The sequence below is a fragment of the Virgibacillus sp. AGTR genome (assembly GCF_016919725.2).
GTDB lineage: Bacteria > Bacillota > Bacilli > Bacillales > Amphibacillaceae > Virgibacillus > Virgibacillus salarius.
Genome location: NZ_JAJERH010000002.1, coordinates 154,661 through 169,413 on the forward strand (window position 1 = coordinate 154,661; position 14,753 = coordinate 169,413).

Genomic DNA, 14,753 nt, shown 5'->3' on the forward strand with positions numbered 1-14,753 from the left:
ACTAACTCATTTGTTTATTCTCTATCTGTAAACAAGCTTGGTGGGCAAACCACATGATAGGTGTAGCAATTATTGATGATCCAGCAAAAACCAATAATATTGGCAGGAAATAGAATACATATAAAAGTAGAATAATACTAATAATCATTGCTATTGTTTCTAATGGTCTGGCCAATGCAATAAGAAAGGATTGTTTAATATATTGATGGAATTTTAAGTTATAACGAACAAATACAGGATAAAAATAGAGCAGCATAATAACATATAATGAACCAATAAATAAAAGTAATGCATGAAAATAAAAGGATTGAATGTAATTTTTCGATATGGCAATATCTATATACATAAATGCCCCAATGCTCATAAATAAAATACCAAATGCATTACTAGTCTTAAAATGCTGTTTATAAACAGCATAAAAATTTTTAAATATCGGTATATCGAAGTCCTTCTCATACCATTTGTGCATGACTGTATATAAGGCTGTAGTTGCAGGGGAAACACCAAATACTATTAATCCTAATAAGGTAAAAGCTACCCATAAAATATGTAAATACATAACTTTATAAAGCCAATTACCAAAATCATATATCCATCGTAAAAAACCATTAAATAAAGACAATTTATATCACTCCTATGCAAACGCTTACCTTGTTGTTTCTAACTACCCCTCCTAATCCCCAACTGAACTTCTTTTGTAAATACCAAATCAAGTGGCGTAATGGAAATAATTGGATGTATTAATAATTAAAATAGAATAATAGCTCTACTTTACAACTATCGACAAGAAAAAACACCTTTCAGCAAGTATAGCATAGAAATCTTTCTTTTATTATAATATTTAGAAAAATAAGACTTAATTATTAGAAATTAAGCCTTATTCGTTTCCTTCTCGTACACATTTCCTATTCTAATTTTTCGTTGTAATTTCTACCTCTTCAGGTCGATATACCGCTGTTATAGTACCTTTCATATCCGTTGCATACATTACAGTACGCTCTGACTCGAGTAAAAATAGATAACTAGTATTCGTCTTTTGATCGGTAATCTTTATTTCGATATCTTTCGAACATTCTGATACAAATATATATAAACAACCATGTTTGAAGGTTAATTTTCTTCCATACATCCCGGGGAGGTTTCCTTTATTCCATTGAAACTCTTCAGGTATTCCTGATCGTCTCATAACATAGGAATATAAAGCTATTATTGGTTCATTACGTTCGTTTAACTCCACAGGTAACCCACACCAGTAAATCATACCCTTTCCATATGGAACTTCTTTCATAGTCTTTCCACCTACATCTACTTCTTTCAACAATTCACCAATCTTTTCATTCCCAAACGATACAAAGTAATCCTGCCCATTCATTTCAAGTATTTCTTCACGAACAAGATTTTGTGTTTTGGTTTTACCTAGAATCGATTCTGTTCTAGAGGTATGGCCCCAATATGCATCGATACTAATTGCACCAGTGAATAACAGATTAACGCCTTTGTCCTTTACCATTGTTAATATCGTATCGAATGTACTTGAACTAAAATTATGTGGACTTGGAATAATAAGTAATTTGGGCAAATCGCTCAATATTTCTTCTACATGATATTCACTAACAGCTCGAAATGGCATATTCATTTCATAAGCTAATACACGTGTTAATTTCGTAGTCGCCCTTATGGAATATCTACGATTGGAGAAATCATTAGAAAATGGGTAAACTACAGCAATATCCTCTAACTTCCTACCTCTAAATAAATCTTTTATTTTATACATGAATTCTCCATAATCATAGGATACATTTGCCTCTGGTTTTTCAGTCCCATCTGCACGTATTGCTCCAATATTTGATTCATTAATATTATTCATAAAGTAGTTTGTATTCCACAGCCATTGAACTGCACCCGCTCCACCAGTTGAGAAAGCATAAGCATACTTCCTCTCTAATATATTTCGTAATTCTTCCTCACTTCTTTTGGCGTGATTATTTGCATTTTCAACATACATGATTCCTGTTTCTTGAATTAAATTAGGTTTTGCAGGCGTTTTAGTGAATATTCCGTCCCAAATTAAGTCATCTAAAAACCACCATGTATGGTTACTGGTATAATCAACGGCTTCACTATAAAACAATGGGGATGGTCGCAATCCACCAAGTGCTTCATCCTGTCCCACAGTAACTAGCTGATCACCAGCTAAGTTCTTAATCGAACTTGCTAGCTCCTTTACCCATTTATTATGCATGTCCATCGTGTATAAGGTGTAATCAAGCCAGCATAATCCTTTCTTCCCAGACATCATATCCCTTATTCCAAAATTGATTTCAGAGGCCTCTGGTGGTTCAACTGCTGCAAAAGAAGGTAATTCTTCTTCCGTTACATTCCACCTTTCTCTTAATTCACGTACAGTTCCGTGCCGTGCTTTAAGCCACTTCTGATAGTTTCTGCGATCATAGCTATCATGACTAGTTTTAGGACCAGCAAATGGACGGTTGGGATCAAATACAGACGGCTCATTAATTAAGTCCCAGTTAATATTTGTTGTTTCTACATGTCTAGAAACAATCGACGTAATAAAACGTGTTTGCGCCTTCAAGCTACGAGAATCAAGATAAGGATTCTCACCGTCCCAAGCCTCAGGAGTAAAGGAAAAGAACGTAAAGGTGACCTCGATATCATGTTTTTTAGCACATAGTATAAAGGCATCAATGGCTCGGAGGACGGCTTCATCCATGTATCCATCAATAAACATCATATTGCGCCAGCCTGTCCAAATTCCAGTACGAATATAATTAATCCCAGCACGTTTCATTTGTGCCATATCGTTATCCCATAAATGGGCATTAGGGAGAAACAAAAAATAACGAGCAACATCTGAGGTCATATAGGTCATTCCAACAATTGGCATAGGTTGTCCGTTTTTATGGAAGTAATCACGATCGCAGTATAAGGGCTCCCCTCTAGCCAAGAGCTGTTTATCCATCCCCCAGAATCCCTGATAGAGTGAGCGTACCTCACCGTTCTCTGACTCAATATAACAACTTACATGATATAATCCAGGTTCAATCGTAATCGGAATAATAAATGAATGATTATAGCGTTGTTTACTAGCTTTTATTGATATAGTCTCTGTATAAAGTGGTTCTGAATTGCTACTTACTGTTAATCTAACCTCCCATTGGACAGGTGCATCGGTAAAGGACTCCATCTGTAAGCTAGCCATCGGTTGTTCCCCTTTTTCATATGTAGCATAGTTCACCTGCAAGGACATCTCCGTCACACCATGACTGGTAAATAGCGCTAATTCTCCCAAAAATTCAATTCCTAATTTGCTCCAAAACCGTTTATCCATCCTTTGATTAATAAATATCCATCGACCGCCTGTAAACGCTCCGTTTCTATTTTCAATCAGAACACTCGGAGCAGCTACTTTTCTTCCGGAATCCGTAAATCCTTGTAGCAAAGGGAATATCCTAGCATCCATTGGTCCTGCTGCACCCATTTCTCCCTTTAAAGAACTGGATTTGGTAACATGCAGGATAAAGTTATATGTATCTTGGATGGCAAATAGCTTTTCCTTTCCTTTAAAAATGGGAATATCATAATTGGATTGTAATTGCGTGACCTGCTTCGTTTTTACTGGCAAAGCCTCGTGAATATTTAATTGTTGGTGGTACGCAGTCTGTTCACGTTCTTTTTTCCATTTGCCGTCTTCTTGAAAGCATGGAACTCGAAAAGGGATGCCACCAAAGTGAACCATACCTTTTCCGGTTGTTAAATAAGAATAGATCGCCTTCCAAGCATTTTTAGGAAAAAATGAACCATGTAGATTAATAAAACAAGTTACCTGATCATCATCAAGAGCTTCTTCCAATGAATTAGCAGTTACAATTGTTCCATTTAAGTCTTCCAAAATAGATCTATTTGGTCTATTACCATCTATAGGAAAATCATAATCATAAAAAATAATTGTTTTTGCCATATAGCGTGCTCCCATCCACATAACGTTGTAATATTCAGAATTGAACTTACATGATTAGCGTACATGTGATGTAAGGCACTGTAAATATGTGATTATCGTAAACTATGTTTTTATTGCATGTTGCTTCTACATGCACCGAATTAGATAGCTAGAATGTGAATTAACGTCATATCGTTACTATTTAATGATATTTGTTTTCGTCACAGTTGAGCTAGCAATTTTCCATCCATCGCTTTCATTGACAAATACATACTCCATATGTGCAATATGATCACGATACGATTCGCCAGCTGCAATAAATGATGCCGTTGCCCGCTGTTCTGCCTCAATTACAATGCGATCATTCGATTCTTCTATTACCTTAAAATCCAATAGTTCATACGTAATATCATAATCCTTAAAAAATACTTCTAATTGTTTTTTTGTATCTTCCCTACTCGCTTCTACAATTGTCTCCAGATACTTATCCATATTTTCATCTTCAGAATAGGTTAAATTATCTTCTAAGACTTGTTTAACTTGAGAAGCATTTTTACTTATCTTGCTTGCATCATCATTACTACAGCCCATTATGACTAGTAGTGTTCCAATTAATAGAAGCATTACCTTATACATAGTACATCATCCTTAAAAGCTTAATAGATATTACGCAAAAGCATTATCTCAATACATAGAAGTCGATTGGGTATGGTCCATTCCTTGCATTTTTTCCACAGCTTGATTCGTAGCTTTTGAGTTATTATGTTTTAAAGCGTGGTAGGAAGAATTGATTTGCTCAAATGTGTTTTTAATTTCTTCAAGCTTATGCAGAATAACACCTGTATTATCTTCTTTGTTCATGCTTGTATAGGACTTTTCAAAGTTTTGAATGGTAGCTTGAAGCTCTGATAATGCCTTATCAATAGGTGCACGTTCGATTTTTACTTCTTCATTCATGAATTACATAATCCTCTCTTCTTTGGTTCACAAAAATAATACTGTCTTCATATGTTGAAGACAATTAACTGCTTAACGTAATGCAGCAGGTACTCGGTATTATAAAATGAAAACCTCAAGCAGTTGGGGGATTTTGTTTATCCCACACTAATTGTTAGTACCACTAGGGTATAACCTAAAGACCTTTGAAGCAATCGAACATTTACTGGCAGTCGATCTCACTTACCAATGTTAGCTTCTCTTTATTGCTTGAGGTCGGGGGCTTACTGGCAGTTATATGTAGGATAAACCCCCTTAAAATTATAAGTGATTACCTTTTATTTTCTAAGTTAAAAAAGTACTAGATTCGCTTATTAATCGACATACTGTGACTAGTAAGTAGGAAAATTGGACTATCATAGTTATTTAATGGGATAATGAAAAACTCCGGAATCTGGTGACTCCGAAGTTTTTCAGTTATTTATAATTTAATCGCTCTGGCAATGCATGAATGGAATCGATTAAAACATTTAATTTCCCTTCAATCCGATGCAATAGATAAAATGTTACAGCTATCGGAAAGCCAACATCTGTAATAAAAGCTATCCATGGATCCATAGCCATAGCCTCCTTTTTAGTTAAATGAAAATTAAAATATAGCCTAGACTACGTTTAAAAAATGGCTGTTATAAACAGCTTCGTGTAGAATAACTGGCATCACCTAGATTCCAGCTTGAAGAACAACCGACTAAAGACACCTTTGTATTCACAATAGGCTGAGGCTGATCATGAAAAAGAGCGTGTATTCCCATTGTTTAGAAAGAGAGAGCTGTCTTTTGGTACAGCTCTCTTCCTCTTTACGGATTGGTGCCGTTAATTAATATCTATCTCCTCAACAATCCGTTCTACTATTCGAGCACTCTTTTTAGAAAGTAGCTCCCCGCCACTTGACGAAAATGCATTTTGTTTGAGAATTTCATCCATAGCTGCGTTAACAGCAGTTGGGTCTGCAGGTACTATGGGGTGATCAATCGAATAAGTTACTGTCTTTCCTTCTTTATTCGCAAATTTCAATTCTAGTTTTTTCAACGTATTCCCTCCCTTCTTACTTAGTTACCTTCTTCTTCCTTAGACTGGCTCAATGGCTGAGGTATCCTTACGTTCAACGGAATGAAGCGGAAGCTGCTGCAATCCAGCAATCGCTTGTGCTATTGTATATAGCTGTTCTGCGTTTGCTGTAGGTTTGACGTTATTAAAGCTCTTTGTCTTAACGATTGATTTTCCAGTTACCTCATCCAAGCCTCCGTCAAATACCAACCATAATGAAGAGTCCATTATTTGTGTCGTTGCCATATTTCTTCACCTCCTTCTATCCTTACATTCGTATGGAATAGTAAGAAGGAGGCATGAAAGGAAAAGAAAAATATGTGACGTTATTTATTAGACATAGAGAAAAGAGAGGGTCACTTAACCAGCTGGGAGAATGTGAATTGAATAATATCAACAGGTAAAAAGGATAATTGATTTTTTTATTATCTGCACATAAAAGGATGCTTTTATTTACATACTTATGACGATCTGATAATATATCCTATGTACCAATCATCCTACAAATTTGGAGTGTAAAGAATGCTTAAGAAAACGAATCGCATATCGTTAGTCGACCAAGTTGTTTCGCAAATGGAGAATTTAATTGAAAATGGTCATTGGTCTATTGGTGATAAAGTTCCACCTGAAATGGAATTAATGGAAGAATTCGGTGTTAGTCGTAATACATTAAGGGAAGCTATTCATGCTTTAGTACACGCAGGTTTATTAGAAACAAAACAAGGAAGCGGAACGATTGTCCGTTCATCAAGTTCCCTAGAAGCTGCAATGCATCGCTACATCGAAAAATCTGATCTACTAGAAACGTTAGAGGTTAGATTAGCCTTAGAAAAAGAGGCAGCTCAGTTGGCAGCAAAACGCCGAAGTGAAGAGGATATAAACAAGCTGCACGCAAGTATTAAACAGTGTCAGGATGCGGCTGAACGAGGTGCTATGGAGGATTTTATTAAAGCAGATATCACTTTTCATAAAAATATGGTAAGAGCTGCAAATAATAAGCTGCTACAAGATTTATATGAACATATGACAGATCCGTTATATTCCTCTATCCGCGATATTATGCTAATGGATAATCAATTCGATTATAACAAGGAAATTCATAGCGAGCTTTTAGACGCGATTCGACATCAAGATATAGATGGTGCTACAAAGTATGTTGATGCTTATATTAATGAATTTAAAAAAAGATTATAAAGCATGCACAGAATTTCAAGAGCAATAGAGGACAAGGTTGCTCCAGTATACCACTTTTTTAGAAATAAACTTCGGATTAGTTCCGTTGTTATGATAGATTCGGAGGAAAAATTTTGAATAATAATAGACTAACTTTAGAAAAGACACAAGAAAACCGCAATACTTGGATTTTTTTAATTGGAATTATTTTGATTGGGTCAAACTTAAGAGCTCCATTAACTTCTGTTGGATCCCTAATTTCCTATATACGTGACGATTTAGGAATTAGTAATGCGTTAGCTGGAACAATTACAACTTTACCTTTACTTGCTTTTGCACTTGTATCACCGTTTGCTCCTAAAATAGCAAATCGAATCGGCATAGAATGGACAATATTTATTTCTATCACACTATTAACAATTGGTATTATTATTCGCTCCCTATTTGGTTCCATATTTTTATTTTCTGGAACCATTCTTATTGGGTTAGCTATCGCAATTGGAAACGTATTGCTACCAGGCTTAATAAAAATGAACTTTCCACTTAAGATAGGATTAATGACAGGGATATATGCTGTCTTCATGAACGTATTTGGAGCTTTAGGATCTGGCTTAGGTGTTCCTATTTCTTCTATCGGAGACATTGGCTGGCAAGGCTCACTGGCTGTATGGGGGATACTTTCCTTTATTGCCCTGCTTTTTTGGATTCCTCAGTTACAAAAACAAAACAAGTCAGATCCTACAACAAGTGCAACACCACAAGCAGAGGGGTCTATTTGGAAATCCACACTAGCATGGTGTATTACATTATTCATGGGATTACAATCGTTAATATTTTATACGCTAATTACATGGCTTCCTGAAATATTACAATCTCATGGTTTTAGTTCGGATAGCGCTGGTTGGATGCTGTTCCTTATGCAATTTGCTATTATCCCGGTAACGTTTATTATTCCTGTTATTGCAGAACAAATGAATGACCAAAAGCTATTAGCTAGTATAACTGCCATTCTATTTATGATAGGAATTGGAGGATTATTTTCTGGAATTATTCCTGTACTAGTTATATCCGTTATTTTTATAGGAATTGCTGGCGGAAGTGCCTTTAGTCTTTCGATGATGTTCTTCAGTCTTCGAACATCAAACGGCCAACAGGCAGCGGAAATGTCAGGGATGGCCCAATCGTTTGGTTATCTATTAGCAGCTTTAGGGCCAGTTTTAATTGGTGCATTACATGATTTAACAAATGGATGGCAAGTTCCACTTATTATGCTATTTATTATTTCAACTATCATTTTAATTGTGGGTTTAGAATCAGGAAAACAGAGAATCGTTACAGATCAATTACAAACTAAAACTGCTTCACTCAAGTTAGATAATTAACGTGTAAACATTCATGATGGAATTATTGTAAATACGACATGTCTTGCATCGAAAAGCTTAGGGAATACTAATCCGTTTGGTGCATACATGTCGGATTGAATCTATTCTATCAAAAGTCTTGTTTAGCTTTGATTTCCTAGCTTTGCTGATAATTCATATACCCCATACAAACCTATCCACTAATTGCATAACACTATTATCCTGAAGCACTTTAACAAATGGAATCAGACCATAAGCAACACTTCTAATAAACACCTTCTGCATAGCCATTATTCGCTAAATAATTTTTTAGAATATTTTTTAATTTACGGATTAATTACTTAATAGTAAAATAGTATGTAGTACGTTTGTCGAGGAGAAAATAGTATGTCTAACAAAAATAAAAATTTCTCACGGATTTCAATCCGTAAGCAAAAAATGAAAACAAATAGAAAGAAGCTATTATTATACATAGGAATCCCCCTTTCCGTAGTTGTAATCACAGTCCTTTCCTACGGCCTCCATCTGTATACAACCGCTAAAGATGCAGCAAATGAGTCCTTTGAAAAAGTTGGAAGAGAAAATGAAAAATCGGATTTACGATCTGAGTCTGTAGATCCTATTGAGGATAATGTATCCGTACTAATTATCGGTGTTGATGATAGTGAAAACCGGGGTTTTAATGAAAAGAGTAGATCGGATACATTAATTTTGGCTACCTTTAACAAAGAAAGCGGAAGTATAAAGCTTTTAAGTATCCCGAGAGATTCCTATGTAAATGTTCCAGACCATGGGTATACAAAAATCAATAATGCACATTTTTTTGGTGGACCAAAAAAAGCAATTAATACAGTGGAACGCTTAATGAATGTACCAGTCGATTACTACGTTCGTCTAAATTTTGAAGCTTTTATAGAAGTTGTCAATTCATTAGGAGGCATTCATTATGATGTCCCATTTGAAATTGTTGAAATGGATTCACAAGATAACAAAAATGCCATTCATCTATTCCCGGGACTTCAAGAGTTAAATGGTGAAGAAGCACTAGCGATGGCAAGGACAAGGAAATATGATAACGATATAGAACGAGGTAAGCGACAACAGGAAATTATAAAGTCAATTGTGAAGCAAGCTGCTTCAGCATCATCTATACTAAAGCTTGATGATTTAATAACCGCTGTAGGCAACAATATGAAGACAAACCTATCCTTTAGTGAAATGAAAAGCTTTATAAGTTATGGAATAAATACAAATCTCTCTCTAAGTTCTGTGAGTCTGGAAGGTACTGGGGGGAAAATGAATGACGGATTATGGTATTATCAAATAAACGAACAAAGCAGAAGCGAGCTCGAAAAAGAATTAAGAGCGCATCTCGACCTCTCCATATCGGATGTAAATAGTTCTGAATTCAGCTCTGAATCTAACGAAGTGAATGAGTCTACGATTAACTAATAAAATGCGTGATCCAGGCTCACGCATTTTGTTAATCTTTTTTCACATATACTCGAAACATAAACTCCACCGCTTTTAAAATTCTTTTCCAGCGAGATGGCTGTTTTAGTAAGCGGTATAACCATTCTAAATTTAAATTAATCCATGCCTTTGGGGCTCGTGGAACCTTTCCCGCCAAAACATCAAATACTCCACCAATTCCAATGAATATCCCTTTTGAAAATTTCTCTTTATGTTTCATAATCCATTGTTCCTGTTTAGGAGAGCCTAGGGCAACAAATATAATATCTGGTTCACTATTTTGTATAGATTCTGCGAACGTCTCATCTTCCATATCTATATAGCCATGATGATGTCCTACAATCTGAATATGGGGATAACTTCTTTGCACTTCCGATACAGCTTTAGCATTTATTTCATCTTTTGCTCCTAAAAAATAGCAGTTTAAACCATGATCATTAGCATAACTTAGAAGATCTAATGTCAAATCATAACCAGTAACACGTTCTTGCAATGGTTGCTTCTGAAACTTTGCTGCCTTTAAAATACCAACTCCATCAGGAACGATATAGTCTGCTGTTCGAATAATTTGTCGATATGTATCATTCTCTCTTGCTTTCATGACAATTTCTGGATTAGCTGTTACTACAAAACACTTTTGCTCTTCATCTAATCGAGGAACCAAATAATCTCTTAAGAAATCATTCCTTGTTGTATTTAAGAAGGGAATTCCCATTATGGTAACAGTATTATTAAAACTCATTATTTTATGCAACCTTTCGCACTCTAGTAACGTCTATTAATATAGACCTTACAGAATTGTAATATGAATATTATTTACGAATACACATATTCGTAGTAAAATAAAACTTAGTTTTGAAAAAAAGCAAGAAAATTATCATATCTTTAATGATGTTGTTTTATATTAACATTATATAGAACAATTTTCTATTAAATAATTAAGGGTGAATACTGAATGTCAAATAAAACAACGCGTACTAGAGTTGTTCGAAAAAAGAAAAAACGTAGGTTAAAGAAAAGGGCATATTTCATATTGTTACCACTAATAATAGCCTTTTTAACAATAGTGAGTTATGCTTCTTATCTATATATAAAAGCAGACAGTGTTTTAAATGATTCTTATGAAGATGATGGCAGAGAGAAATCAGAACTTAGAGAAAGTAAAGTGGATCCCAATGTGGACAATGTTTCAGTATTAATTATGGGTGTGGATGCCAGCGACCTTAGAAACAATGCTGACAATGCTCGTACCGACACACTAATGGTTGCTACTTTAAACAAAGATGACAAAAGTGTTAAGTTGGTAAGCATTCCTCGTGATTCTTATGTTTATATTCCTGAAGTAGGCTATAAAACTAAAATCAACCATGCTCATGCATACGGGGGTACACAAGCAACAAGAGATACAGTTGAGAATTTATTAGGTATTCCTATAGACTATTATGTCAAAGTTAACTTTGAAGCATTCATAGAAGTTGTTGATGCAGTAGATGGTATTACTGTGGATGTTCCTTATGAACTTAAGGAACAAAACTCAAAAGACAAAGCTGGAGCTATTCACTTACTGCCAGGTGAGCAGCAATTAGACGGAGAAGAAGCATTAGCATTGGCACGGACAAGAAAAATGGATAACGATATAGAACGAGGGAAAAGACAGCAAGAAATAATAAAAGCTGTTATTAAAAAGGCCGTATCCGTTAACTCTATTTTAAAAATTGACAATGTTATAGAGGCAGTAGGAAGTAACATGACAACTAACATGACCTTTAGTGAAATGAAAAGCTTTATCTCCTATGGTACAAAAGGTAAAAACCTTGATTTTGAGACACTCACACTAGAAGGACAGGACTATCAGCCAAGTAAAACCTATTATTGGCAGTTAGATGAAGTTGCTTTACAGGAAACACAAGAAATCTTGAGAAAACATCTAGATTTACCTGCGCAGAATACTGTAACAGATTCCAATGAGGCTACATCACCAGAGGAAACCTCTTACTAATACTATTTAGAATAAAAGCTAAGCGCCCGATTAGAAACGTAGCGACTGGAGCGAATCAACAAACACGGCGAGCTTGGGAGCCGATGCTGACTTAGATTAGAGCGATTCGTGAAGTCGCCTAGTCTCTCGGCGTTATAGCTGGATACGACCTAGCACACCCCATATTTATCCACATGGGCAAATTTTGTAATTTTCTAGACTATAAAAAACTTCTGGTATGAAAACCAGAAGTTTTTTATGGCTTATGTCTTAAGGCTTTAAAGAAGTTTGTCAGTGGTTTATAGTTACTACTTATTAATTCAAGATTTTCAATTAATACTTGCAGAGTTAGCATTGCTACAACAAATATAGAAATGGACCCCCACACTGTAGTCATAGAAAATAAAATTGCTGCAACACTAAACATTGTACTTAAGCTATAGATAAATAATACCGTATGTTTATGAGAGAACCCCATGTGTAATAATCGATGATGTAGGTGTGAACTATCGGGGCTAGATAACGGTTTTTTATTTACATATCTGCGTATTATTGCAATTAAAGTGTCTGAAATTGGAACAGCCAGAATAAAAATGGGTATAACGAAGGAGACAATCGTTACATTTTTAAATCCTAATAGCGCTAATACCGATATCATATAGCCTAGAAATAATGCACCAGTATCCCCCATAAATATCTTAGCTGGATAGAAGTTATAACGAAGAAATCCAACCGTGCTAAAAAAAAGTACAAGCGCCATCGTTGCTACATATACATCCCCCATCAATATTGCCATTCCTGCAATTGTAAATAATGCAATTGCGGATACACCAGCTGCCAACCCATCAAGACCATCAATCAGATTAATCGCGTTGGTAACGCCAACAATCCAAAAAACTGTTATTAAAGAGCTCATAAATCCAAACTCAATTTGTCCTCCAAATGGAAGGTTTACGAACTCAATATGTAAACCACCACCAAGAACGACAAAACAAGCTATTCCAACTTGAACAATAAATTTAAATTTTGGAGATAAATCTGTAATATCGTCAAAAAACCCCAATAAAATAATAAGAAATGCTCCTATTATAATTACAACATGATAACTACTTTCAGGCTGTAAGATAGTTAATCCTAGTAAAAAGCTGATAAAAATTGCTAAACCACCTAAAGTTGGGATTGGCTCTTTATGTACTTTGCGAGCATTCGGCTTATCAGTGGTATTGAATTTCTTTGAAAGCTTTATTGTAATTGGAGTAATAATAAGTGAAAATAACAGGGTCAAACAGGCTAACAAAGCTATTTCCAGCATCTAGCCCACCTCATTTTATAAAATACTGTTTGCATCATAGCATTATTTAATGTCTTGCATGCTTTGGTATACATTATAAATGTTTTCTGCAAGAATCTCCAATGTAAATTTGGTTGATGCATGATGATATAACTTGCTTCCCATTAATGGTAACATACCCTGATTATAAAAGAATAATGCATCTTTCATTGCAGCAAGTAATTCCCTTGTATTTCCAGGCTTAATTCTCCAGCCCAAAGATTTATCGACAACTAATTCTCCGACACCACCAACATCTGTAGATATAACTGGAGTTTTGACCTTTGCGGACTCTAATAAAACAAGTGGAAAGCTTTCACTTAGTGAGGTGAGTAGCGTTACGTCTGCTAATTGGTAAAAATACTCGATATCATTTCGATAACCTAAAAAATGAACATGCTTTTCTAAATCGAGATTAGCCACCATTCTTTCTAATTCGTGTTGAAGACTGCCATCCCCAGCTAACATTAGATGACAATTCTGAGACGACTTTAGTAGCTCACAAAACGCTTCTAAAGCAATACGATGACCTTTTACTTCCTCAAGCCTAGCCACCATTAAGAAAACAATATCGCCCTCAGGTATACCAAAATCTTGTTTACAGTAACAAGATTCGACACGTTTTTTAAAATCAATTCCATTCAATGTAGTTACAATTTTTTCTGAATCTATATTGGCATCCATCAAGCAGTCTTTAAAAGGCTGTGAAATAGCAATTATTTTATCAGCATTCCTCACTGCATGAAGATTTAACTTGCAGAGTACTTTACCATACATCCCTTTTTCCATGAAGTCTAAAAATGGATTACTATGAATGGTTACTACCCATTGAAATGGTATTATCTTTTTCAGGATGTTTGCATATACATTTGCCCTCGGTCCATGTGTATGTATACACCCAATATCCTCCTGCTGTACATATGATTTTATCCTTTGCATCAATGGAATACTAAATCTAGAATGACAAGGGAAATAAATGGTTCTTATACCGGCATTGTTTGCACGCTTTAATAATTCTCCATCTTCCATAACTCCAAGGATAAACTCCTCTTTATTTAATTCGTTCATTAACCCTAGTATATGATGCATTCCTCCACCAGTCTCATTCCCCGCATTTAAATGCAATATTCTCATTGTTATTCACCTTCACATATACCACTAGTCGTTTCAACAGTTGCAAAATTGAAAGCAGATCCCTAACTATAACTTTTTTACCTTTAATAAAAAGAGCTAGTTACCATTTGATACGATCAGACCCGGATTTTATTCGTTTGGGCTGAGATCTTACGTAGAAACTACTTCTTTTTTAAGAATTAACTTATAAAAGGTAGAGAAAGGGACAAGCAAATAGATAACAGAGAAGAAGCTACCGTTTTTCATATTTGATAACTATTGAATAGCCTTACTAGTTTTAATATATCCAAAAGCGTAGAAATT

At 35.1% G+C, this 14,753-nt stretch carries 14 protein-coding genes; 4 read left to right on the plus strand and 10 right to left on the minus strand.

The features are described from left to right. Position 1: 1 nt before the first annotated feature. From JUJ52_RS01630 to JUJ52_RS01660, 7 genes are all read right to left on the minus strand, one after another. Entirely contained in the window at positions 2 to 622 is a 621-nt protein-coding gene (locus tag JUJ52_RS01630) for a YesL family protein (protein ID WP_026680035.1), read from the minus strand. A gap of 288 nt (positions 623 to 910) precedes the next feature. After that, positions 911 to 3,979 (minus strand): beta-galactosidase, encoded by a 3,069-nt coding sequence (locus JUJ52_RS01635; protein WP_121603881.1) that lies wholly within the window; start codon positions 3,977 to 3,979, stop codon positions 911 to 913. A gap of 177 nt (positions 3,980 to 4,156) precedes the next feature. Next, positions 4,157 to 4,594, minus strand: a complete 438-nt coding sequence (locus tag JUJ52_RS01640) for a hypothetical protein (RefSeq protein ID WP_026680033.1) — start codon at positions 4,592 to 4,594, stop codon at positions 4,157 to 4,159. A 48-nt stretch (positions 4,595 to 4,642) separates the two neighbouring features. Next, on the minus strand, positions 4,643 to 4,915 hold the full coding sequence (locus JUJ52_RS01645; RefSeq protein ID WP_026680032.1) for a DUF5344 family protein: 273 nt from the start codon (positions 4,913 to 4,915) through the stop codon (positions 4,643 to 4,645). A 456-nt stretch (positions 4,916 to 5,371) separates the two neighbouring features. Beyond that, positions 5,372 to 5,512, minus strand: a complete 141-nt coding sequence (locus tag JUJ52_RS01650) for a YvrJ family protein (protein ID WP_080668622.1) — start codon at positions 5,510 to 5,512, stop codon at positions 5,372 to 5,374. Positions 5,513 to 5,767: 255 nt separating this feature from the next. Beyond that, positions 5,768 to 5,983, minus strand: a complete 216-nt coding sequence (locus tag JUJ52_RS01655; protein ID WP_026680031.1) for a DUF2922 domain-containing protein — start codon at positions 5,981 to 5,983, stop codon at positions 5,768 to 5,770. Between the two features lie 39 nt (positions 5,984 to 6,022). Further along, positions 6,023 to 6,247 carry a DUF1659 domain-containing protein gene (locus JUJ52_RS01660; RefSeq protein WP_026680030.1) on the minus strand — a complete coding sequence of 75 codons (225 nt, stop codon included), beginning with the start codon at positions 6,245 to 6,247 and terminating at the stop codon, positions 6,023 to 6,025. A gap of 276 nt (positions 6,248 to 6,523) precedes the next feature. Between JUJ52_RS01660 and JUJ52_RS01665 the strand changes: the two genes are divergently transcribed. The 3 genes from JUJ52_RS01665 to JUJ52_RS01675 all read left to right on the plus strand — a co-directional run bounded on the left by JUJ52_RS01665 (position 6,524) and on the right by JUJ52_RS01675 (position 9,987). Beyond that, positions 6,524 to 7,195, plus strand: a complete 672-nt coding sequence (locus JUJ52_RS01665) for a FadR/GntR family transcriptional regulator (protein ID WP_121603883.1) — start codon at positions 6,524 to 6,526, stop codon at positions 7,193 to 7,195. A 113-nt stretch (positions 7,196 to 7,308) separates the two neighbouring features. Continuing rightward, positions 7,309 to 8,556 carry a CynX/NimT family MFS transporter gene (locus JUJ52_RS01670; protein WP_026680028.1) on the plus strand — a complete coding sequence of 416 codons (1,248 nt, stop codon included), beginning with the start codon at positions 7,309 to 7,311 and terminating at the stop codon, positions 8,554 to 8,556. A gap of 366 nt (positions 8,557 to 8,922) precedes the next feature. Then, a complete protein-coding gene (locus JUJ52_RS01675) occupies positions 8,923 to 9,987 on the plus strand; it encodes an LCP family protein (RefSeq protein WP_121603884.1) in 1,065 nt (354 codons plus the stop codon). Between the two features lie 31 nt (positions 9,988 to 10,018). Here JUJ52_RS01675 and JUJ52_RS01680 read toward each other — a convergent pair whose 3' ends face one another. Then, the gene (locus JUJ52_RS01680) at positions 10,019 to 10,750 is read right to left on the minus strand and encodes a WecB/TagA/CpsF family glycosyltransferase (RefSeq protein WP_205389073.1); all 732 of its coding nucleotides are present in this window, start codon (positions 10,748 to 10,750) and stop codon (positions 10,019 to 10,021) included. A 213-nt stretch (positions 10,751 to 10,963) separates the two neighbouring features. Here JUJ52_RS01680 and JUJ52_RS01685 point away from each other — a divergent pair, with 213 nt between their 5' ends. Further along, complete coding sequence (locus JUJ52_RS01685; protein ID WP_121603886.1) at positions 10,964 to 12,007, plus strand: LCP family protein; 1,044 nt, start codon at positions 10,964 to 10,966, stop codon at positions 12,005 to 12,007. Between the two features lie 235 nt (positions 12,008 to 12,242). Here the strand turns inward: JUJ52_RS01685 and JUJ52_RS01690 are convergent, their stop codons facing one another. Then, entirely contained in the window at positions 12,243 to 13,298 is a 1,056-nt protein-coding gene (locus tag JUJ52_RS01690) for a glycosyltransferase family 4 protein (RefSeq protein WP_205389074.1), read from the minus strand. 42 nt (positions 13,299 to 13,340) lie between these two features. Further along, positions 13,341 to 14,450: a glycosyltransferase family 4 protein gene (locus tag JUJ52_RS01695; RefSeq protein ID WP_121603890.1), complete on the minus strand. Its 1,110-nt coding sequence runs from the start codon at positions 14,448 to 14,450 to the stop codon at positions 13,341 to 13,343. Between the last annotated feature and the right edge of the window lie 303 nt (positions 14,451 to 14,753).